Origin of the sequence: Pseudomonas neuropathica, from assembly GCF_015461835.1 — a bacterium.
GTDB classification, from domain to species: domain Bacteria; phylum Pseudomonadota; class Gammaproteobacteria; order Pseudomonadales; family Pseudomonadaceae; genus Aquipseudomonas; species Aquipseudomonas neuropathica.
The window spans coordinates 324462-346582 of the sequence record NZ_JACOPX010000006.1; the positions used below are offsets into that span (position 1 = coordinate 324462).

At 54.9% G+C, this 22121-nt stretch carries 26 protein-coding genes; 9 read left to right on the forward strand and 17 right to left on the reverse strand.

The window, feature by feature from the left end; genetic code table 11:
• Positions 1-20 precede the first annotated feature (20 nt).
• A complete protein-coding gene (locus H8F23_RS10925) occupies positions 21-461 on the reverse strand; it encodes a DUF3995 domain-containing protein (RefSeq protein WP_194934381.1) in 441 nt (146 codons plus the stop codon).
• Positions 462-555: 94 nt separating this feature from the next.
• On the opposite strand from H8F23_RS10925, the gene H8F23_RS10930 reads away from it, so the two are divergent.
• Together H8F23_RS10930 and H8F23_RS10935 are read left to right on the forward strand one after the other, a co-directional pair.
• A complete protein-coding gene (locus tag H8F23_RS10930; protein WP_016982997.1) occupies positions 556-945 on the forward strand; it encodes a DUF2946 domain-containing protein in 390 nt (129 codons plus the stop codon).
• A 92-nt stretch (positions 946-1037) separates the two neighbouring features.
• Complete coding sequence (locus H8F23_RS10935) at positions 1038-3170, forward strand: TonB-dependent receptor (protein WP_194934382.1); 2133 nt, start codon at positions 1038-1040, stop codon at positions 3168-3170.
• A gap of 90 nt (positions 3171-3260) precedes the next feature.
• Here H8F23_RS10935 and H8F23_RS10940 read toward each other — a convergent pair whose 3' ends face one another.
• The 3 genes from H8F23_RS10940 to H8F23_RS10950 form a co-directional block, all read right to left on the reverse strand.
• A complete protein-coding gene (locus tag H8F23_RS10940; protein WP_194934383.1) occupies positions 3261-4277 on the reverse strand; it encodes an ABC transporter substrate-binding protein in 1017 nt (338 codons plus the stop codon).
• 127 nt (positions 4278-4404) lie between these two features.
• The gene (locus H8F23_RS10945; protein ID WP_194934384.1) at positions 4405-4602 is read right to left on the reverse strand and encodes a hypothetical protein; all 198 of its coding nucleotides are present in this window, start codon (positions 4600-4602) and stop codon (positions 4405-4407) included.
• Positions 4599-5048 (reverse strand): hypothetical protein, encoded by a 450-nt coding sequence (locus H8F23_RS10950; protein ID WP_176471300.1) that lies wholly within the window; start codon positions 5046-5048, stop codon positions 4599-4601. Before H8F23_RS10950 ends, H8F23_RS10945 begins: the two co-directional genes overlap by 4 nt.
• Between H8F23_RS10950 and H8F23_RS10955 the strand changes: the two genes are divergently transcribed.
• From H8F23_RS10955 to H8F23_RS10965, 3 genes are all read left to right on the forward strand, one after another.
• On the forward strand, positions 5043-5366 hold the full coding sequence (locus H8F23_RS10955) for a hypothetical protein (protein ID WP_194934385.1): 324 nt from the start codon (positions 5043-5045) through the stop codon (positions 5364-5366). The two genes, H8F23_RS10950 and H8F23_RS10955, sit on opposite strands and share 6 nt — an antisense overlap.
• A 102-nt stretch (positions 5367-5468) precedes the next feature.
• A complete protein-coding gene (locus H8F23_RS10960) occupies positions 5469-5720 on the forward strand; it encodes a hypothetical protein (RefSeq protein WP_099758699.1) in 252 nt (83 codons plus the stop codon).
• 48 nt (positions 5721-5768) lie between these two features.
• Positions 5769-6005 carry a DUF2789 family protein gene (locus H8F23_RS10965; protein ID WP_007910733.1) on the forward strand — a complete coding sequence of 79 codons (237 nt, stop codon included), beginning with the start codon at positions 5769-5771 and terminating at the stop codon, positions 6003-6005.
• Between the two features lie 7 nt (positions 6006-6012).
• On the opposite strand, the gene H8F23_RS10970 is transcribed toward H8F23_RS10965, so the two are convergent.
• The 3 genes from H8F23_RS10970 to H8F23_RS10980 form a co-directional block, all read right to left on the reverse strand.
• Positions 6013-6216, reverse strand: coding sequence for a hypothetical protein (locus H8F23_RS10970; protein WP_194934386.1), 204 nt, complete (start codon positions 6214-6216; stop codon positions 6013-6015).
• 113 nt (positions 6217-6329) lie between these two features.
• Positions 6330-7934, reverse strand: coding sequence for a methyl-accepting chemotaxis protein (locus H8F23_RS10975; protein WP_194934387.1), 1605 nt, complete (start codon positions 7932-7934; stop codon positions 6330-6332).
• Between the two features lie 228 nt (positions 7935-8162).
• Positions 8163-8567: a TraR/DksA family transcriptional regulator gene (locus H8F23_RS10980; RefSeq protein ID WP_003225981.1), complete on the reverse strand. Its 405-nt coding sequence runs from the start codon at positions 8565-8567 to the stop codon at positions 8163-8165.
• 401 nt (positions 8568-8968) lie between these two features.
• Here H8F23_RS10980 and H8F23_RS10985 point away from each other — a divergent pair, with 401 nt between their 5' ends.
• The 4 genes from H8F23_RS10985 (at position 8969) to H8F23_RS11000 (ending at position 13053) form a co-directional block, all read left to right on the forward strand.
• Complete coding sequence (locus tag H8F23_RS10985) at positions 8969-9877, forward strand: MurR/RpiR family transcriptional regulator (RefSeq protein ID WP_194934388.1); 909 nt, start codon at positions 8969-8971, stop codon at positions 9875-9877.
• Between the two features lie 61 nt (positions 9878-9938).
• Positions 9939-10544, forward strand: coding sequence for a glutathione S-transferase (locus H8F23_RS10990; RefSeq protein WP_007910713.1), 606 nt, complete (start codon positions 9939-9941; stop codon positions 10542-10544).
• Between the two features lie 2 nt (positions 10545-10546).
• Positions 10547-11653: a DNA alkylation repair protein gene (locus H8F23_RS10995; RefSeq protein ID WP_194934389.1), complete on the forward strand. Its 1107-nt coding sequence runs from the start codon at positions 10547-10549 to the stop codon at positions 11651-11653.
• Positions 11654-11943: 290 nt separating this feature from the next.
• Entirely contained in the window at positions 11944-13053 is a 1110-nt protein-coding gene (locus H8F23_RS11000) for a PIN domain-containing protein (RefSeq protein ID WP_194934390.1), read from the forward strand.
• A gap of 457 nt (positions 13054-13510) precedes the next feature.
• Here H8F23_RS11000 and H8F23_RS11005 read toward each other — a convergent pair whose 3' ends face one another.
• The 10 genes from H8F23_RS11005 to H8F23_RS11050 form a co-directional block, all read right to left on the reverse strand.
• Positions 13511-14518: a YiiX/YebB-like N1pC/P60 family cysteine hydrolase gene (locus H8F23_RS11005; RefSeq protein ID WP_194934391.1), complete on the reverse strand. Its 1008-nt coding sequence runs from the start codon at positions 14516-14518 to the stop codon at positions 13511-13513.
• A 133-nt stretch (positions 14519-14651) separates the two neighbouring features.
• Positions 14652-15422, reverse strand: a complete 771-nt coding sequence (locus tag H8F23_RS11010; RefSeq protein ID WP_194934392.1) for a hypothetical protein — start codon at positions 15420-15422, stop codon at positions 14652-14654.
• 503 nt (positions 15423-15925) lie between these two features.
• Positions 15926-16582, reverse strand: coding sequence for a DUF2931 family protein (locus tag H8F23_RS11015; protein WP_194934393.1), 657 nt, complete (start codon positions 16580-16582; stop codon positions 15926-15928).
• An 11-nt stretch (positions 16583-16593) separates the two neighbouring features.
• Positions 16594-17250, reverse strand: coding sequence for a DUF2931 family protein (locus tag H8F23_RS11020; RefSeq protein ID WP_194934427.1), 657 nt, complete (start codon positions 17248-17250; stop codon positions 16594-16596).
• Between the two features lie 10 nt (positions 17251-17260).
• Positions 17261-17917 (reverse strand): DUF2931 family protein, encoded by a 657-nt coding sequence (locus H8F23_RS11025; RefSeq protein WP_194934394.1) that lies wholly within the window; start codon positions 17915-17917, stop codon positions 17261-17263.
• Positions 17917-19458: a phospholipase effector Tle1 domain-containing protein gene (locus H8F23_RS11030; RefSeq protein WP_194934395.1), complete on the reverse strand. Its 1542-nt coding sequence runs from the start codon at positions 19456-19458 to the stop codon at positions 17917-17919. Before H8F23_RS11030 ends, H8F23_RS11025 begins: the two co-directional genes overlap by 1 nt.
• Positions 19459-19597: 139 nt before the next feature.
• Positions 19598-19960: a DUF6124 family protein gene (locus H8F23_RS11035; RefSeq protein WP_016982978.1), complete on the reverse strand. Its 363-nt coding sequence runs from the start codon at positions 19958-19960 to the stop codon at positions 19598-19600.
• Between the two features lie 604 nt (positions 19961-20564).
• Positions 20565-21044, reverse strand: coding sequence for a GNAT family N-acetyltransferase (locus tag H8F23_RS11040; RefSeq protein ID WP_194934396.1), 480 nt, complete (start codon positions 21042-21044; stop codon positions 20565-20567).
• Positions 21045-21057: 13 nt separating this feature from the next.
• Positions 21058-21270, reverse strand: coding sequence for a DUF4287 domain-containing protein (locus tag H8F23_RS11045; protein ID WP_194934397.1), 213 nt, complete (start codon positions 21268-21270; stop codon positions 21058-21060).
• Between the two features lie 223 nt (positions 21271-21493).
• Positions 21494-22042: a cytochrome b gene (locus tag H8F23_RS11050; protein ID WP_194934398.1), complete on the reverse strand. Its 549-nt coding sequence runs from the start codon at positions 22040-22042 to the stop codon at positions 21494-21496.
• Positions 22043-22121: the final 79 nt, after the last annotated feature.

Sequence of the window (22121 nt, forward strand, 5' to 3'; positions counted from 1 at the left end):
ATAGCGATATCCGACTCACCTCAAACCCAAGCCACCGCCAACAACCCCGCCCCCAACACCGCACACAACGGCGAATACACCCAGGTGTCCAGCCGCGCAAACCGCGAATCCTTCACGTCCTTGAAGAATCCGACCAGATTCGAATCACCAATCGCCCGGGCAAACATCAACAGCGCAATCGCGCTGATCACCCATTGCAGCGCTTTGTGTGTCACCGCCGGCATTCCCCAGCCAACCCGCATACACACCAACGCAGCAATCACCAGCAACGCCGCCGCCACGATCAACGTGAGCCAGCCTGACGGCTTGAACGCCGGCCGTACCGTTGCGACAAATCCGCGCACCGGCACCTGCGGCACCACCACCGCTGCCGCCCACTGCCCACCCAGCGCCCAATACACGTGCATCAAGGCGATCACCGCAAACGTTGTCACCAGCCATTGAGCCAACACAAAGGTCATGGTTGAAATCCTTGGAAAGGGATTTGAACAAATCAGCCTAGTCGCATTTTTTCCAAGTGCACGACCGATCAGCGGTACGGTAAAGTGCCGCCCCATGAAATTCTCCCGTTCCGATCGCTCACTACTGGCCTGGATGCTTTATTGCTGCGTCCTGTTCAACGTGTTCGCCTGCAGCATCGGTCACGGACAAATGGTCGGCATGCAGCTGAACGGTATCGGCGGCCAGTTCTGTACAGTCGACCCGGCCACTCAAGCGCCGCTCGCCAGCAACCCCACTGAAGAACAACTGCCGACCCTGTCCAAGGCGTTCGGCTGTCCGCTGTGTTCGGTCGGCGGAGGCATGGGCCCGGCGTTCAACTCCAGCCTGACCCTGGCGATCCTGCCTGAACAACACAGCCCACCACTGGCGCCCATCGTCAGTGCCGACCTCCCTGCCCGCTTCACCTGGCCTTCGGCCAACCCTCGCGCCCCACCGCTCGCCTGAGTGTCTCTGCCTTTTTGATTTGTCAGCCCACTGCGCCAACGCGCCGCGTTCGCCTGTGCGCTGACTCCTAGACAAGCATTCAGGATTCAATGATGAAACAACTCACTCTGCTGGCGAGCCTGTGCGGCTGCCTGTCCGTTAACGTCTGGGCACAATCCACCGTGGATCTGGCGCCGATCACCATTGATGGCGAGTCCGGCGCAGAACCGGGTCTGAGCCTCGACCAATCCAGCGGCATGGCCTCGCGACTGGGTTTGAGCGTGCGCGACACGCCGGCCTCGGTGGCCATCGCCAATCGCAATGACATCGAACGCCATGGCGCGCAGAACTTCCAGGACGCCGCCAACACCTTGCCCGGGGTCAACGCCAGCGCACCGCCAGGATTCGGCGGCTTCGTCTCCTATCGTGGCTTCACCAGCAGCCAGATCACCCAGATGTTCAACGGCATCAACGTCTCCGGCGGACTCGCGCGGCCCGTCGATTCATGGATCTATGATCGGGTGGAACTGGTCGGTGGCCCGTCGTCGCTGATCAACGGCGCAGGCTCGGTGGGGGGATCACTGAACTACGTGACCAAACTCGCCACCCGTGATGAACAAGCGGTTGAAGGCCGGGTCAGCTACGGCACCTACGACACCAGCGAAACCGCTTTCGGCCTCAACCACGCCCTCACCGACCCGAGCGCCGACGTGCAGCACTACGCGCGCCTCGACGTCAGTCACAACACCAGCAACGGCTACATCGACCGCCAGGAGCGCGATGCCTGGAGCGTGGCGTTCTCGCTACTCAGTGACCTCACCCCCGACCTGTCGCACACGTTGGCCCTGGAATATCAGGATGAACACGAAGACAGTCCGTACTGGGGCACGCCCGTGCTCAATCCCAAGGCCGGCGAGTTGAAGATCGATAAACATAATCGCTTCAATAACTACAACGTCGAGGACGGTCGTTACGAGCAGCGAACGATCTGGATTCGCTCGATCATCGACTATCGGATCAACGACAGCACCACTCTTCGCAACACGCTGTACCACCTCGACAGCCAACGCGATTACCGCAACCTCGAAACCTACCAATACAACGCCGAGAACACCGCGGTGAATCGCTCCACTGCGTATCAGGTGCGCCATCAGGGTGAGCAGAACGGCAACCAGTTCGAACTGCGCCATGACAACACGCTGTTCGGTCTCGATACGACGTGGTCGGGGGGCTTCGAATACAAGGTCAACCAGACCACCAACTCGCCGCTGAACGTCAAAGGTGCTAGCTCGGTTGACCCGAACAACTACCGTCCGGGGCATTTTTACGACATTCCGGGCACCAACCCCAAGCTGATCAGCGACAAAACCAACGAGGTCACCACCAAAGCATTGTTCGTGGAAAACCGTTTAGCGTTGACCGACAAACTGTCGCTGCTCACCGGTCTGCGCTATGACGACATTGAACTCGACGTGACCAACCATCGCACGGTAACCGCCACCAACCCGAAACACCTCAAGCGCAGTTGGGAACCAGTCACCGGCCGCGCCGGCCTGACGTACCAATTCATTCCATCGGCCAACGTCTACGTGCAATACAGCACCGCCGCCGAGCAACCGAACGGCACACAGGACTTCGACGTTTCCACCGGCAAGCAATGGGAGATTGGCAGCAAACTGGATTATCTGAACGGGCGCGGCTCGGCGACGATTGCGGCCTACACCATCGAGCGAAAGGACTTCGCCGTGACGGACCCACTGGACCCGACCAGCAGTATTCCGGTCGGTCAGCAGACGTCGAAAGGGTTAGAGATCGCCAGCTCGTTGCGGATCACCGACAAGCTGCTGGCTGAAGGCAACTTCGCTTGGGTCGATGCGCAATACGATGATTTCACCGAAAAGAATGCCGCCGGCGTGGTGGTATCACGCAAGGGCAACACGCCGACCAACGTGCCGGATCGGGTTGGCAATCTGTGGCTGACTTATGATTTTTCGCCGCAATGGCAAGGTGGGGTGGATGCACGATATGTGGCGTCGGTGTATGCGGACACGGCCAACACCATGACCGTGCCGTCGTACACATTGTTCGGCAGCTTTCTCAGCTACAAGGTTGATTCGCACACCACTGTCACCGGGCGCGTGCGTAACCTGACCAATGAGGTGTATGCCGAGTTTGCGCATGTTTCGCCGGCGTATTACCTGGGCACACCGCGCACCTTCGAACTGGCGGTGCAGATGAAGTTTTAAAAGCATCGCGAGCAGGCTCACTCCTACAGGGGAATGCATTCAAAATGTAGGCCTTCGCCTGCTCGCGATGAGGCCATCAGCCTCAACCCTTTACTTCAGATCAGCCGAAACCTTATCCGCCACATCCTTCGGCAACCAGGCCTGCCACACATCCGGGTGCGCCTTCATGAAGGCCACCGCCGCATCACGCGGCGCCGTGTGCTTCTCGCTCATGTCCGCCAGTGCCTTGTTCAACGGCTCGATCGGAAAATCCACTTTGCTGAAGACTTCGGCAATCTGCGGATACTGCTTCTGGAACGGCGTAGACACACCAATCGACAGCTTCGACGCCAGCGAGCGGGTCGGTTTTGGGTTGGGATTATCAGCATCGGTCAGGGTCTTCCACGCCTCGGCATCAAATGGCGGCTCTTCCAGTTGCACCAGTTTGAATTTGCCCAGCAGCGGAGTCGGTGACCAGTAGTAAAACAGCACCGGCTTGCCGCGACGAATCGATGAGCTGATCTCGGCGTCCAGAGCCGCCCCCGAGCCACTGCGGAAATTGGTGTAATCGTCCTGCAGACCATAAGCCGTCAGCTTCTGCTTGTTGACCACTTCCGACGTCCAGCCGATCGGGCTATTGAGGAACCGACCCTTGCTCGGGGTTTCCGGGTCCTTGAACACGTCCTTGTACTTTTTCAGATCACTGACGCTGCGCAGATCCGGCGCCAGCGGCTTGATGCCTTTGGCCGGGTCGCCCTTGATCACGTACTCCGGCACCCACCAGCCCTCGGTAGAGCCTTTGACGGTATCGCCCAGGCTGACGACTTTGCCTTCGGCCTCAGCCTTGACCCACACCGGACTGCGCCCGGCCCACTCCTCGCCAATGACCTGAATATCATTGTTGGCCAAGGCGGTTTCCAGCGTGATGGTAGTGCCAGGCAAGGTGTCGGTCGGCAAGCCGTAGCCCTTCTCGACGATGACCCGCAGAACATCGGTAATCAGGCTGCCGCTTTCCCAGTTCAGGTCGGCAAAATGGATCGGCGCTTGGGCGGCCAGCACCGATGGCGCTGATGCCAGCAAACCAAACGTGGCCACGCTGGCGGCCAATAACCGTCGAAATCCGTTCATGCATTGCACCTCGTGCTGTTCACAGCAATGGCAGGTTGGCCTGACAGAAGACCGCAAGCCTCTGAATACTCAGTCAACTGACTGTAGCCGAGGTTCCTGCTTTTTCCGGGCCATGCTGCGGACGAGGTTATGAATCAGACTTTTCCTGCAGGCTTCGCAGCTCGCGTCTGACCATGCTGGCGTATTCCGCGGGGCGCAACTGGTAGATCTGCGCAGCCACCCAATTCAGCCAGGCACCTTGCAGTTGCGCCTTGGCGGCGAACAACCGCTGGGCTTCCTCGCGTGCAGTGTCGAGGTTCTGCGAATGGAAATCCGCGCGGCTCACTCGCTGGCCTTGAACGTCACCAGTTCGCCCTTGCGCCACTTGGCAGCTTTGGCCGTAACGGCTTTCAGGGTCTTGGTCAGGCCTTCCTGCAATTGCTCATGGGCGGCGAACACGGTCACCACGCTATGGCCTTCCTTGAACAGGATGGCGTGCCCGTCAGCGGTTTCGACGAAAGCGTAATCGCCCAGTCCATAGACCGTGAGTTTGATTTCGCGAAAACGCAGATCCATCTTGCCGCCTTCGCGGCTGGGCAAAACCGATGCACTGAAATGATCGCCGACCTTAAGCTTGAGCCCCGGTTTGTCATCGACCACCAAGGCACTTTCGGTGTCGATCTCGGCCACGTAAATGCCTTCGGCGTTCTGCTCGGTGATGTAAACAAAACGCGACTGGAACAGCTTGACCAGCTTTGCACGCAAATCACCCAACACGAACAAAGCATGCATATCGAGATTACTGACTGCCAAAGAAACATCCCCACATCTGAAAAAACCGCACACGGAAAACGCGCACGGCAAAAAAACGGCCAGGCCGATGTCACTGCAAATAAATCAATAAAGCCCGAATTGAGCAGAGTGCTCATTCAACGCGAGGTTGGTAAGACTACTGGATTGTCACTCGCGAAACTCATCCCGATGTCGCCAAAGCCTGAAGGAAAAATCCTCAGCGTCGGCAAGAGCAGTCTGACTACGAACTTTAGGGAAAATTCTCACGAAAAAAAGCACTTCTCCGACATATCGCTGGCGAAAAATTGCTTTAGATAAGCCCTGTCGTCAACAGGTACTGGCGATTCTAGAGCAGCGATGCTCATTCCGACTACCCGAAACGGCCGGTAAATACCGGCCAACTGATGAAAAGGACTTCATATGTGCACTCGGACTCACTTTGCCATGACCGTTGACGCCCGGATCGAATCGCCGCTGATACTAAGTGCCACCACGATCAACGACGATTACCCGCGTTTCCAGGTGGTGCCCGCCGGCAACGCTTTCTTCCATATAAAGGAAACATCGACCGGGCGCGTAAGAGGTTTCCGTGAAGATCACAACGAAGCCTGCGCCCTCGCCCGCTCACTTGAGTCAAAGATCGAACTCCTGGCGAGTGGATGCCTCAGATAAAGAGAGCGATCAACTGCGCCCTACCGGCGCCTATTGAAGGAGTACACGATGGAACTGCCAGCATACGATCTGAAAACCCTGTTCGATCAACTGGGGTTGCCTTCAGAAGGTAACGCAATCGACGATTTCATCGAGGCACATCCACTGGACGCCAACACCAAACTGATTGACGCCGATTTCTGGTCACCGCAACAGGCGCAACTGCTCAAGGAATGGCTAAGGGCCGATGGAGAGGAAGCGGTGATGGTCGATGAACTGAATGTCCGCCTGCACCGAGGCAAATAACCAGGGCTCAGTGAAGGCTGTCACCCGGCTCGGCGTGCAACTGCGCGAGCCACGCAGCCTTGCACTCTTCGGCCTCGTTACGACTGGCAAACGCGGTGCCGCGACGCTCGCCGTTGAGCAACACTACCCAGCAGACACTCTGCCCCATTGCGCGCAAACCGGCCGGCACGCCACTGCCGATCATCACTGCAACATCAACTCTGCACTGCATGCAGCCCTCCCGAAATCATTAGCAACCTAACTAAGCGGGCAGATTAATGGTTTCTTTCGAGCGGAAACAGCAAGCTCCGTGCACAGATTCATTGCACCAAAAGTAACAATCCCTCAGCGCGGTTTTTCCGGCTTATAGCCCAAGCGCAATCCACCCCAGTGCCGCCCCTTGATCATGATCGGCACCGACAGGTCATGCATCAGTTCACCGGTATCGCGGGTGTAAGTCTGCAGCAACACCGGTTGCTGATGGCTGCCGCAGCGAATGCCGGTGCGATCCGCGAACTTGCGTTTGGTGCGATTGTTCACCGCGTCGACCTGCGCATCGCCGGTCAACGGCTGACTGAACAGCTGATTGTGCGTCGGCACATAACCCTGCTGCGTGCAGGCAATGGCGAACACCAGCCCCTCGTGACGCGGCAACAATGGCTCCTGAATCGCCGGCAGCACCTGATCGGTGTAACGGTCGAAACGGGTCTGAAACTTCGCCGGTTGTGTATTCGGGATCGGCTGATACTGGCGGTCGAACAGGTCTTCAAGGCTGACCCGGCCCTGCTCGACATCCGCCTCGAACCGCGCGGTAATCTGGCTCGCCCCTTCGCGGGCCAGATCGTAGATGCGCTGGTGATAGTCATCCAGACCGACTTCGGCCAGCCGCTCGCTGATGGTTTCCGCCTGCCCTTCCATTTGCACCGCCGCTTCAGCGAGGCGGCGAGTCTGTTGATCGCTGATCGCCAGATCGCTGCGCATCTGCTCGATGGCCTTGAACAGGCTGTCGAGTTGCTCGCGATTGGTTTCCGCACCCTGAGCGATTTCACCGACCTGGCTTTCCACACCCGCAGCCAGTCGCGCGATGTTCTCCAGATGCTGGCCGGTGTGTTCAACCTGCTCGACACCGATCTGCAGATCACTCGACAACTCGCGAATCTGCTCCACCACCTGCGCCGTGCGTTGCTGAATATCGGCGACCATCTCACCCACTTCACCGGTGGCCGACGCCGTGCGCGCCGCCAATCCACGCACCTCATCCGCGACCACGGCAAAACCGCGCCCATGCTCACCGGCTCGCGCTGCCTCGATCGCCGCGTTCAATGCGAGCAGATTGGTTTGACTGGCAATTGACTGAATCACCAGGGTCACGCGCTGAATATCGTCGCTGCGCAGACTCAAGGCTTCGATCAATTCACGGCTGGCATTGGCGCGCTGACTGAGTTGATGCATGCGCGCGATCGAATCCAGCAGTTCCGTGCGCCCCGCTGCGCTGCTGTGATGCGCCTGACTGGCCGCCTCAAGCGCGGCACGGCTGAGCTGTGAAGTGGCGTGCTCGGTCGCAATCATCACCTCAGCGTTGCTGACGATCTGCGCCGCCGCATCGAGTTGCGATTCGAGTTTACTCGCCAGTTCCTTGACCGAAAACGCCACGCCGGCCGCCGACAAGGCGTTATGGCTGGTGGTGTAGGAAAGGTCGCGGGTCAGTTCGGACATGGCGCTGCCCGTGTCGGCAGGCTGGGCATCGGGGATGGCGCGGGAGCGCAGGCGCGGCAGCCAGACAATCAGCACCGCCAGCGGCATGCCAATGTACAGCGACCATCCACCCAGCGTCAGGCCGGCCAGCAACAGCACCAGGGCGATGCTTTGCAGGGTCGGCGCGATCCAGCGGTTTTTCGGCAAAAGCACTGGTGCAGGCAAAGCCCCAACCAGAGATCCGTCTCTCGTCATATCAACACCCCACGCTTGTTCTCATTGTTGTGACTGCATTAAACGCCACTACAACGCCATTATCCATGGTCCGTTAGTCGTGAGGTCTGTGGCAGGTCAATGGAACGGCGCTGGCTTATTGCAGACGAGCAAAAACAAAGATCGCAGCCTCCAGCAACGCCCGTGTAGGAGCTGCCGAAGGCTGCGATCTTTTCAAGGTGCCCCTATCGAAAGGGTCACCTCACAGAATCAGGCCTGACGCTGGTGCTTGTCGATCTGCTCGTGACGCTCTTGAGCTTCGATGCAGTACTTGGTGGTCGGGCTGATCAGCAGGCGCTTCAGGCCAATGGCCTCGCCGCTGTCATCGCACCAGCCAAAGCTGTCTTCCTTGATGCGCTCAAGGGCTTGTTCCAGTTGCGGCAGCATGCGCTGGTCGCGATCGATCGCGTTCACCAGCCAAGTGCGCTCTTCTTCAACCGAAGCCGCGTCCGCCGGGTCAGCCGGGGTGTCCAGGCTTTCGATGGCGATACGATTTTGCTCAATGCGCTCGTGGGTTTCGACTTTCATGTTCTGCAACAGCTCAGTGAAGAAAGCGTGCTGCTCTGCATTCATGTAGTCATCTGCCGGCATGGCCAGCAACTTGTCCTTTGTCATTGATATCTCTATAAAAAAACGTGCATTAAGGCGAATTAGGGAGCGTTTCGGCGAACCGCGTGCGGTCGGCGAAAAGGCATCGTTTATTGCAAATGCCACCCGGCACTCAATTTACGAGGGGCGGCAGTCTAAGGCCCGATCGAGGCCTCAGCAACTGTAAATACAGGGAATTTGTCCGACAACGCCCGGAAACTGCTCTGACACAGGGTTCACACGGCCATCGGAGTGCGTTTATAGCAAGAAATTCAGTCGAGCGGCTGTATATAGAAGACAAACGGCTAACCACACAGCGCTCAGACGCAATTTTTTACCACGCACTGCATCGTTTCAGCAAAGCAGAACCGCAAAAGCCCCCCTACTATCAGGCCCACCGTGTGATCAATCAGCCTGAAGGATGACCTATGCCCCGCCCCGATCTGCCGGCCACCGACGAGGTTTCACTCGCCAGCCCCCCGATCAATGCCGAGCGCCTGCTGCAACTGATCACCGACGAATACGACGCCCTGCCGCGCCAGCTCAAACGCATCGCCAGCTACATCAGCCAACAGAGCGACCGGATCATGGTCGACCGCATCAGCGACATCGCCCGCGAGTGCGAAGTGCACCCGTCCGCCATCGTGCGCTTCTCGCAACGCTTCGGTTTCAGCGGCTTCAGCGAAATGCAGGCGCTGTTCCGCAGCGCCTACACGCACAAAGCCTCGCCGGTGCAAAACTACCAGCAACGCATCCGCAGCATGATCGCCGACCAGTCGCAGCAAGCCAGCGCCGGCGACCTCGCCCGCGAATGCATCGACGCCACCCGCTCCGGCATCGAACGCCTGGGCCGCGAACTCGACGACGCCGCGTTCGAGAAAGCCGTCGACCTGATCGTCAACGCCGACAACATTTATGTCGTCGGCGTGCGCCGCTCCTTCGCCGTCGCCGACTACCTCGTTTACAACTTGCAACACACTCAGAAAAAAATTCACCTGGTGTCCGGGCTAGGCGGCAGCTATCGCGAGCAAATGCGCAGCGTGCGCGCCAACGATCTGGTCATCGCCATCAGCTTCGTGCCCTACGCCAAAGAAACCCAACACTGCCTGCGCTTCGCCCGACAGCAACAAGCCAACACCCTGATCCTCACCGACAGCCACCTCTCGCCACTGGCAAAACTCGCCGACAGCGTATTGCTGATAAACGAAGGCAGCGCCCTCGCCTTCCGTTCGCTGAGTGCGACGTTGTGTTTGTGTCAGGCGTTGTTTGTGGCGGTGGCGTATCGGCTGGAACTGAATGTTGATGAGATTCACGAACAACCCGGCTTCGACGACTGACAATTGCCTCAGCGTCGGCTAGGTTATGCCTTCCCACCGGTTTGACTTGAAGGAACGCGTCATGAAACTGATCGGCATGCTGGACTCCCCTTACGTGCGCCGCGTGGCGATCTCCGCCAAACGCCTTGGCATCGACCTCGAACACGAGTCGGTCTCGGTGTTCCGCCACTTCGAGCAATTCCAGCAGATCAACCCGGTGGTCAAAGCCCCCACGCTGATCCTCGACGACGGCGTGGTCCTGATGGACTCGACCCTCATCCTCGATTACCTCGAAGCCAGCTCCGGCAAAAGCCTGCTGCCAACCGACCTGAAACAACGCGCCCACGCCCTGCGTCTGATCGGCCTCAGCCTCGCCGCCTGCGAAAAAGCCGTGCAGCTCTACTACGAACGCAACCTGCGCCCGGCCGACATTCAATACCAACCGTGGGTCGAACGCGTCGAAGGCCAACTCGCCGCCGCATTCACCGCCCTTGAGCAAGAACTGGAAAAAACCGGCCTGCCCACCGACGGCACCCTCACCCAGGCCGGCATCAGCCTCGCCGTCGCCTGGAGCTTCACCGGCCTCGTCGTCCCCGACCAGATCGACACCCGCCGCTACCCCCACATCGCCCAATACACCGCCTACGCCGAAACCCTCGAAGCGTTCGTCAGCACCCCGATGACCTGACCATGAGCACCACCGACACCGCCGCCCCGGCGTTAAAGGAAATCTTCAACGCCGAGCGCTTGCAACACATCGCCCGCGAAATGAGCGCCGTGTACCCGGCGTTCAAGGCCAAGGCGTTTCTCAAGCACGCCCAGGACGGACTCGCTGAATTATCAGTGATGCAACGCATGGCGCGGGTTAGCGAAAGCCTGCACGCCGTGCTGCCGCTGGACTACGAAGATTCCCTCGATGTATTACGTGAACTCGCACCAAGGCTGAACAGCGGCTTCGTCAGCATGTGCCTGCCGCATTACGTCGCCAGCTACGGCAGACATGCGTTCGACACCTCCATGGACGCCCTCAAGTACTTCACCACCTTCGGCTCCTCCGAATTCGCCATCCGCCACTTTCTGCGCAGCGACCTAGAGCGCTCGCTGGAACGGATGCACGACTGGACCCGAGACGAAAACCACCACGTTCGACGGTTAGCCAGTGAAGGTAGCCGCCCTCGCCTGCCTTGGTCGTTTCGGTTGGAAGCGGTGCAGGCGAATCCGCAGTTGGCCGCCGGGATACTGGATCGGTTGAAGGCGGATGAGAGTTTGTACGTGCGCAAGTCTGTGGCGAATCATCTGAATGATGTGACGAAAGTGCATCCGGAGTGGGTGCTGGACACGATTGAAGGTTGGTCGTTGGAGAACAAGCACACGGCGTGGATTGCGAAGCATGCGTTGCGGAGTTTGATCAAGCAGGGGGATTTGCGGGCGTTGACGGTGATTGGCGCGGGGGCGAAGGCTGAGGTTGAGTTGTTGGATGTGCGGGTTGAGCCGGCGGTGGTCAGGTTGGGGGAAGCGATTACGTTGTCGTTTGTGGTGAAGTCGACGGTGGCGCATGAACAGCGGTTGGTGATTGATTATGCGATTGACTATGTGAAGGCGAATGGCGGGGTTTCGGGGAAGGTTTTTAAGTTGAAGACGGTGGTGTTGGCGGGGTTTGGGAGTGTGGTTGTGGGGAGGCGGCAGGTGATTAGGGATTTTACGACGCGGAAGCATTTTTTGGGGCGGCATGGGGTGAGGGTTTTGGTTAATGGGGAGGTGTTGGGTAGCTCTGCGTTTGACATTGTTGCTGGATGAGGTCGTATTTGGATTCGTTGATCTGGCAGTACTCGGACTGATAGGGAGTTACGGATGGGGCTGCTTTCGACCAAACGCAGTCGCTCACAGGAGGCAGCTATCGACCCAAAGCAGCCGGGGCCGAAGGGCTAAAATCAAGCTAAAGAGGGCATTAGAAGACACCACCAAACGGGCATAGAAAAACTTTAATAATCTGGCATCATTCGCCTCAACGGATCAAAAAAGAAACCGGCAGCTTACGTATTAGCTATCTTGAGCAGCGCATAACGAGAATTTTCAGAGTTGATTTAATGAGAGTCTTTCTAGATACAAATGTGTTTTATAAACACTGGTTTGCAAGCAACGCACACTTCAAGCTCTTGTTTTACTTTCTAAACAACTTAGATCATGAGTTATTGCTGTCAAACCTAGTCATCCAAGAAACAAACAACATAAGGCAGCGTGAAGTTCGCGAGATTCATTCTGAATTGACCAGGACTCTAAAAAAAGGAAATCAGTTAAATCGAAACAACTTAAACCTCGACATGGATAACCTTGGATTTGAATCCTACGATCTTGTCGACGTGCTGAAAGACCGAGTGGAATGGATCACGAGAATTGAATACGACAGAATCCCCCATAGCGTGGTAGTTCAAAGAGCAATCGAATCGATTAAGCCATTTACCAATGAAGAAAAAGGCTACAGAGATACACTAATTTGGCTGTCCTTCCTTGACCACCTATCTTCAAACGGCATCGAAGGAGAAGTCGCCTTCATCACAAACAACAAAAGCGACTTCTACCAAATAAAAGATAAAACCATATCGTTCAACGATGAGCTTTTGAAAGACATAAGTGAGCGCAACATAAAAGCAGAGATCAAGCCATATCTAAACATATATGATTTCGTGAAAGAAAACGTCGACAAGATAAACCACTCCTTCGATCAACATAAACTATTAGATGACCTTGAAAGCTTCCTGATTTCCGAAACAGAAAATCTTATAAACGCAATGAATAACAACGAGCTTAGCGAGCTCTTAGAAACCAAATTGTTCTCCGAAAAATTAACACCTGTTCTCGACATCAATTCAGATATATTTGAGGGATTAGAGCACACCGAGATCAAATCCATTAAGGGACTACCCGAAGAAAGTGTTTATATTGAGTCCGAATTTGAAATGCGAAGAATTGACTTAATCATCTCGATTGACACTACAGAATTCAAGCAGTACGCCGACGAAATCGAAGCCATTCATTCTTTATACAATATTGAGCACGAAGATAGTCACGTAAACCTATCGTTCATCGTGAGAGCTTACATTGGCGGGAGTTTTGAATATGACACCAGAAACGAAGTCGCCAGCAATCTTTCAATGGACTTCATCTATAATAAATTAAGGCGAACACAACCTCATTAAAATACTCTAGACATTCTAGGCACCTGCATTCCGAGCCGGCATCGACTGCTCGGAATAAATCATCATTGTTATTGGCTAGACCTCGAATTTCCCGTCACATCAAACTCGCGACTTGCAGCTACACAGTGAAACGCTCACCGGTAGACTTCAAACTAGCATGCGTAAAAGCAAAGGTAATCCGAGTTACATAATAGTTCACGTGGCTGGCTAGCTCGTTGATTTCCGCCAATGGCAACTTAGTGTTATCGCCTGAGCAGGATTGGCCCAGCTACCAAAACTTCACTGACCCACGCTCCTACCCTCGTAAGCCACTACCAGTGCTGGATTTTTGCCCATTGGTGTTGGGTCAGTGTGGCATCGGTCACTGGGGCAATTCGGCGTTAGCGCCAACACTCTAGAGAACACTGCCTCTCGACATCATGATTCCAGTGCTGCGAAACGACTGCCTGCTTCAGGCCTACTGTTGTGAAATCACATCAGCGTGCTCTACCAAGAAGCGCTTGGCGTTTATCAGACGAATATTTTGATGTTCGCTGAGGGAGTGGTAAAGAATCGCCAATTGTTCAAATGTCCTCAACCGCTTATGTCTATAGAGCTTTTTATACTCTTCAGCATTCGCTTTCCAATGATCATAGTCCCCTTGCTCGTTCTGTCGAACAGTAGACCTACAGTATTCAACTAAGTCTTGAAAATTATATTGGCATTTAGCATTAATCATCAGATCATAGTTATACCGCCAGGGAAACCTAGAAACTTCAACCTTCCAGAAATCTAGGTAACCAGAGCGCTTGTATGAGGAAAGAACTTTCCTATCGAGACCAGGCTTAGCGAGCAGAGACTTCGTTATATCATTTAGAGTTCGTATTTTTGGCATCCATCCTCTGACATCTTCAAGCAGATCACTTGTAATCACTCTCATTTCTTCAGTCGTGTCAACGTCGCGACTCAAAACTTCAATCTCGAATTCGTCCACATCGATCACCGCGTCCTCTACGGGCTCTAAGCTGTGTGAGAGTTTAATTTGAGCTGGTGTAGCGAAGTCTGGATTCTCCGTCAACTTCACACCTATCACCTCATACGCTCTTGCAACAAGCCTCGAACAAAATTGATTATCACCGCCTTGAGATTTAGGGTTATGTATACTTCGACCCGCACCAGTTTTGTCATATGGCGTCCCGGTTTCAGTGCGCACGTAATGAATAATTTTTTTAGCATCAGACTCAGACAAACCGACCTTCAATCTGTAAACATACAAAGCACATCCTTGGGGGTAAAATATCTTCTGTATGTTCCTTGCTTGCACTCCTTCCCCTGTCGAGTCCATCACTGACCCGTCAGACACATAAATCATTGCATGAGAAACATCACTATTCGTCACAGACCTTACGGCCTCACTAAAGCAATCAATTGAGGTAGATAAAATAATATCCCCTTTTTGCAATTTAGTCGTGTCTATTTTCTTCATGGGCTCTACCTGCATATCCTACTCCCGCTAAATATCATTGATCCCTCAAACGCCCGCCAACTTATAAATCTAAAACCAAGAATTTCTCGAAAACACTTACAATCACCAAAGCAATTGATAAGCTCATTTTATTTCATTTCTTAGCTTCCACAATACCTTTATCCACACCACCCTTAACAGCATCATATATAGTAGAAGCGACTAGCGAACCAATCACACCTAGGGTCACGGCGAACACGCTCGATATCAACAAAGCAATGACCGGTCTGACCTTGACAAAATCGAAGAATCGAAAATAGAGATGCTTTCGTATTTTTTTGATCTCTTTCTTAGCAGAGTTTAAGACTTGGGTTGCGACGCGCTCGCTACGCAATCGCTCTTCGCACGCGCTACAAATAATCGGTTTATTACATGACTCCACAATATCCGACTTAATGCCATTCATATCGAAAATACAGCCGCGGGTTTCATCATGAGTGAACCCTACTACCGCATCGATCTCAGGTATCTTATTTCCGGCGCGACGATATAGCAGTGTATAGCTGTACAAAACTCGCAAAGCCGCATTTTCAAGAGGAATATTATCTAGGCTTAAAATTTCTTTTATTTGATGGAATGTAAAAACAAATTTATTATCACCCAATAGCCTTGAATACCAATTTTCTTCAATTGGAATATTAACTAATGCAACTGTAAAATCGGCACCATAAAATTCAGGAATTTGTTTCTTTAACGAACGATCGGAAAACCCCCAACCCCCATAATCAGAATCACAAGTCAGAGAAAAACTATCAATCTCTCCTACCAACTCAAACACATCAGAAACCCAACAAGACACCACCTTCAAGTTCAAATGCAAAGGCATATGCCCGACAGTTACTACCTTTATCTTAGCCTTATCCATAAAACCAGCTCTCAGCCTCTAAAAACAAAATCCACTAAGCAAAATTTTCTGAAAAAGCAATTCCGCGCCCACTTAAAACGCACACCCTTTCTGCGCCTAGATTAAAGCTCTAGCCTTAGTAAAATCAAGTTACTTCCACCCACTCTCTCTCTCAAATGCAGCTCCTGAGTTTTCTCTTCGGGAATACTTTCAAGCATCAACGCAGCTCGGGCTTGCTTGAAAGCGCTGGAGACAGAGTTCCAAAAACCAATAGCAGGGCATGGTCTTAGGGTGTGATATTGAGTCAGAATTTATTGTTGAAAATTCGCCGGCGATTATGTTGGACAGTATTGCGCAGGTGATGTTGGGAGGGGGCTTTGGGTCAATTACTGCTTGTCAGGAATGGCAGCTAATGGCCGAAAGCGGACCTTCGTTGAACCAGCATTCACGCGGTAGCTGTCAATATGATTACTCAAAACAACGCCACTAAAAGAGAGGCAAGAGGAGTGTCTCCTAGGTGTCTATCACCAACTCCCGTACGGTATGCCGTGTTTCTCGATATACCGCTTGGACTTTTCGCTGACGGGATAGGCATAGCGCCCTGGGTTCTTACCTTGTTTAGGCCCTAGCGGTTCAATTTCTGCTTGTGCTCTGGCGACCTTGACGGGACGATGACACTCGTCCCGAACAAAAACCTGTACAACGCCCCCTGGTGCCAATCCCAGATATATAGATGCGCTATAGCTGGCCTGCTGCTCCGGTGTTTCCGGGCACCGCTGACTAACCGATTGCACCATCAGTTGCCTCGCCTCTTCAGGCACATCCAACCAAACCTTGTAGGTCTGCGGCTCGACAATGGATTGCCAGCGCACGTAAATGCGCTTGGGCAAGTCAGCGCCAATCACTGGTTTCGCAGCAGCGCCTACTGCATGCCAACCGCGCGCGGACTCTTTGCCATTTTCTGGTTCTCCGCCAACGGCCGTCCCTCCTCCTGTGCGCGTGAATAGCTTGCCGTTTATGTCTTCGACGGCACTGTCCTCAACCCAAACCTTCATGTAATAGGGTTCGGTGAACGCAAGCTCCCACGATTCGGATTTCGGGTCGTTTTTCCCGGATAGAGGAGAGGCAGACTGGCAGCCGCTCAGGAACAACACGCATACCGCAACAATGCATTGCTTCATTGGTTTACCGCTTACCAACTACCGTAAGGAATTCCGAATTTTTCGATATACCGCTTGGACTTTTCACTGACGGGATAAGCGTATCGCCCTTGGGTTTTCCCCTGACTCGGCCCCAACGGTTCGATTTCGGCCTGCGCTTTCGCCACTTCGACCGGATGGTAACATGAGTCTCTTACCCAAACCTGGATCGCCCCGCCGGGAGCTAAACCCAGATAGACCGAAGATATATAGGTAGCTGTCTGGTCTGGAGTTTTCGCGCAGCGTTGATTCACGGATGTCAGCATCAATTGCCTAGCCTCTTCGGGTATATCCACCCAGGCTCGATAGGTCTGAGGTTCTACGATGGACTGCCAGCGAACGAAGATCCGTTTCGGGAGATCAGCACCCACTACTGCTTTCGCGGAACTGCCCACACCGTGCCAGCCTCGCGCCGACTCTGTTCCATCTTCTGGCTGCCCACCCGATGCGGATCCCTTTCCCGTACGAAGAAACGTCTTTCCTTTGATGTCTTCAACGGCAGTGTCCTCAACCCAGACCTTCATGTAGTCAGGTTCGGTAAAGCCTAGCTCCCACCAAGGAGATTTGGGGTCGTTTTTGGCTGATAGCAGATCGTTTGATTGGCAACCGCTAATCAACAGGACACAAAGCATCGTTGTAAGTTGTTTCATCGGATGATGGTTACCAACTTCCATACGGAATACCGTACTTGTCGATATAGCGCTGGGCCTTTTCACTCACTGGATAGGCGTAACGCCCCCCGTGCTTCCCCTGCTCCGGGCCTAGCGGTTCAACTTCGCCTTGGGCATGTGCGACTTGGATCGGGCGATGGCATGAGTCTCTGACCCACGCTTGCAATACACCACCTGGAGCTAGCCCCACGTAAAGCGAGGCCATATATCGTGCAGCTCTTTCAGGAGTTTCCGGGCAACGTTGGTGCGTTGAGTCCACCATCAATTGTCTGGCTGATTCTGGGATTTCGATGAATCCCTTGTAGGTCTTCTGCTCTGATATGGACTGCCAACGAACGAAGATGAGTTTGGGAAGATCGGCACCTGTTACCGGAATACCAGAGCCACTGACAGTGCCCCAACCACGGGCGGACTCTGTGCCATCTTCAGGTTCACCTCCGGCAGCGGTTCTCCCTCCTGCCTTGAAAAACATCCTGTTTTGAATGTCCAGAACGGAGCTGTCCTCTACCCATATTTTCATGTAGTCCGGCTCAACAAACCCTAGTTGCCACCACGGGGACTTAGGGTCACTTTCGCCACTTTCTGCGGCTCTCGTCTGGCAACCCGCCAACAGAAAAACGCCCAGCAGAACAATCAACGCTCTCATTACCAAAGCTTCCAATCAGGTACGTGTGGGTGTTGTACGCGAATTGCGTCTGCCGTCGGCGCGTTGATGTAAACGGCTTCTATGCCGCTTGCATCCCTCCTGCCGAGGGGGTGGTTCCAGTTCGCGGAGGAGTGAATGTATTTGAGCTTTAGCAGCTTTTCTTCCTCAGCCGTGACGCTGTAGTCGCCAGCGACCAAACGATTACACAACGCTTGCAGGTCATCTGGCACGGCGTACTCATCGCTCTCAGGCATATCGATGAATTGGACGCCCTTTTCCTTCGCCAGTTGATACATGACTCTCAAGTAGACGCGCGAGAGCTTGCCGCTCACTGGTCGCTTGAGTTGCAGCGCGGCGTACACACGTTTTTCTCGGGGCGCCAGTCGATCCTGATTGTCCGTAGGGAGTAAGAGCGCGGCCGGTGTGACAACTTCCAGTAGATTTGCAGGCCACCCTTTGGCAACCCACTGACTTTTCAGGCGTGCAGCATCCCGGTAGATCGATGTAGTTGCAACGTCAGTTTGGACTGAGACTTCAAGGGCTTGCATGGGACTGACCAATACGCATTCCTCGACTTCGTCGAGGTAGCTTCCTCCGATATCCGAATGGACGCCGGGAAAGGTGTATTCCGGATGGTCGGGCTTAACGCGACTGAGCGCGAAGTTTGCGCGGCACTCATCGCGAGCTACGAGATGGACAACATCTTTGAAGAACCTGCGATCCAGATAAAGCTTCACACCGGGAGCGATAGGGCTCGTCACTTGACCAAGGTTGGTAAAACCGGCGATGGATGGCACTGTGTCGAACAGGCCGATAAATCCCATTTTGATACCGTTTCCGTATTGGCTATCAAAACTGCGGCTGAAATCTTTGGCGCTGTTGTTCAACAAGCTTCCTAGAGGTCCTTGCTTGCCTCGCACGATTTCATTTGAGAAATGCCGTGCAGCTGCTGCTCCACGACTGAAGCCAAACGTATCAAAAGTCAGAGACACTATTTCACTGCCTGGACTATCTAGCAGGACTTCTTCGATGGTTTGTTTTATTTGTGCGAAAGACGCCTGAACACGTCCCGCGACACCGGTATCACCGCGACCCATGCCAGAGCCTACGGCGCTGTCTTTCTCATTGTTTACAGTGCCAATACCGTCGACATAGATAGGACGTGATATGCATTTAAAGGCGCCAGCGCCCTCGGCTTTCTCGGTCTTTTTATATAGATCATGCAATTTTTTAACATTGGTGAGTCCGGCTCCGTAACTGCTGTCCGGGTCACTCATGTACGGCATGCAACTGACGGGAATATCCTGAGGCGCAATCGGATGCTGCGCCCCACACAGCAATCCTGCCGCCGTGTTATTCGCATTATTCCCAGTGCCATCAAAGAAAACCCCAATCCTCAACGCGATGCCGATTTTCTCAGGTTCGCGCGCAGGTTCTTTCCCGTGCTTCTCATATTCCGCCCAGCGCTGGGCGTGAATATCGACGGGTTTGGCTTCTTCGTAACGATAATTTTTCGGGGGGTTGGGTACGTAGCCACTCATCCGTGATTCCTGGTTCTGATCCTTGAGAACGGCCCGAAGGGTGACAGCCGGGGCTGGGGGGCGCAAGCCGTGGCCGAGTGCCAGCCAAGGTGTGGCAGCGGGGTTCGACGAGGGTTTCCCCTCGTCGGGGTAGGGTTGTTTAGCTGGCGATTTCAACGTTATCCAGCGCTTGGTTGACGGCGATTTCGCCGAGCATCACGACTTGGGCGATGCCCAGAGCGGTTTTGCGGTGCGGGGTGTCGAGCATGGCGGCGAAGTTGAGGAGCATTTCGCTGGCGGAGCCGAGGGTTTCGCTGGCGTTGGCGAGCAGGGATTCGCTGTTGTACTTGGGGTTGGCGAGGTACATGCGTTCGGGTTGTTGGGTGCTGGCCATGATTTGGCTGGCGGGTTTGAGGTAGTGGTCGAGGGCGCGTTCAGCGGCTTCGTGGAATCGCTTGGAATCGGGGGATTCGTAGGGGGATGTGGGGTCAGTTTCGGGTGGGTTGGGTGTTGGTTTGATCATGGTTGTGCTCCTGGTTTTCATTAGGAGCTACCAGCATCACTTGCAGATGATGGGTGGCAGCTATGCGCGGGTCTGCAAGACCGGGAAACCAGGCACCCGGCAGACCCGAAGGTCTCCCGCACAAAGCTGCCATTGAGCGGACACGAACGAGTGTCCTTTTGGCTGGCTGTGCGACTGGTTTTTCCGGCGGGCTTGCAGACCCGATCACTGATGAGCAGTGACGGGAATCAAGGTACGGAGGGAGTGCCAGACGCACAAGCCGGCGGATTCTGGCTTAGTCGTAGGTAACGGCGCAAGGCGTTGTAGGGTTTCGGTGGTTACTTGAGGCTTGGTTTAAACAGTGGCGGTTTTTACTGTTTATTTCGGTCAGTGCTTGATGGGGTGACTGGGTGGGCGTCTTCGCGAGCAAGCTCGCTCCCACAGGGATTTGTGGTTGAGGTGGGATTGGTGGTGGCTGGGCTGGCGTTATCGCGAGCAGGCTCACTCCTACAGGGGATTAAGTCTGGCTTTGGATTTGGGGCGGTTGGGCGGGCGTCTTCGCGAGCAGGCTCGCTCCCGCAGGTTTTGTGTTTGGTTCGGGGTTCCCACAGGGATTGGGGGATGGCTATGGTCGGTGGCGTGTCATGCTGATGAGGGCGGATCGTCCTCCACCCGGTGCCGGGCGCTCTTCAATGGAGAACGGCACAAAGCCAAGTTTCGGGTAGAGCAGCAGGCCTGCAGTGTTTTCATTGAAGCAAGACAGTTGCACTTCCTTGGCCTGGTATTTTTCGAAACCCAGCGCGGTCATGGTCTCGACGATGTACCGCGCCACACCCTGGCCACGGGCGTAGGGCGCGACGATGACGTTGCCGATGCAGCAGATGCCATCGTGCTCAGCGCGGTAGAAGTTGGCGAAGCCAACGAACTCGCCGTTGGCCAGAAAAGCCGTGGAGTCGAAGCGTTGGCTGATTGCGCTGTGCATCTGTTCTTCCGTCAGCGGGAAGTTGGCTTTCGGGAACATGAAGAACAGCTCTTGCTCGCCTTGGGGAAAGCTGCACAGGGTGTTGACGTCGTCGGCCGTCACGGGCCGGTGGGAGAAATTCATCGCTGCCCTGCCCTCACTTTTTACCCGCCAGATGATGCGCCACCAAGGCGTTGGCATGACCGTGGCCCATGCCGTGTTCCCCCTTGAGCCACGCCACCAGTTCCATGTGCTTCTTGTCGGTGATGCCGGCAAGCAGGCTCAGCCAGTGATCGATGGGCTGGCCGTATTTTTTCTCGATGGAGGGGAAGTACGACGCCGGGCCTTTTACCTTGTTGTCTTCGCTCATGCTGCAAGCTCCCTGTGGTCACGACGGAGGGTCGGCGGACGCTCCTTGTCGGCAGGTCATAGAGTGGACGCGAAGTGCGGTTCCGGCAACTGCCCCGCTCTGCCAGACACCACAAAAACCCTGTAGGAGTGAGCCTGCTCGCGATGGCGTTTTTTCAGTCAACACTTACATTGACTGGACTACCGCTATCGCGAGCAGGCTCACTCCTACAGTGATATCTGCTTTATTCCGTGCGGCCCGGCAGCATCCGCACCAGCGTGTTATCCCGCACCCAATAATGGTGGAACAACCCCGCCAGCGCGTGCAGCCCGATCAGCCAGTAACCGGTGCTGCCAATCAGTTCATGCCAGTACTTCAGTTGCTTGGCAAAGTCCGGATCGATGGCCACTGGCGCCGGGACGTGGAAGCCGAAGTACGGGAACGGTTTGTCGGCGGCGGCGAGCATCAGCCAGGCGAGGATCGGCGTGGCGATCATCAGGCCGTACAGCGCCAGGTGCATCAGGTGCGAGATGCCGGTCTGCCACGCCGGTGGTTTTGGGGTGATCGGTGGGCGTGGGCTGAGGCGGCCGAGCAGGCGGATCCACACGAGGGCGAAGATGCTCGCGCCGAACAGGCCGTGGAAGCCCATCAGCAAGCCGCGCGCTTCGCTGCCCTTGGGCATGTAGCCCTTGATTTCGACGCATGCGTAGACGCCGACGAACAGCGCCAGCATCAGCCAGTGCAGGGTAATTGAGAGTTTTCCATAACGGGTTACGGCGATGTCGCGGGTCATAAGCTGCGCCTCGTGATTGTCGTGAATGACAGTCGATTCGTTCGACTGTCTCGATCCGGTTGCCGGGCGAACCGACGGC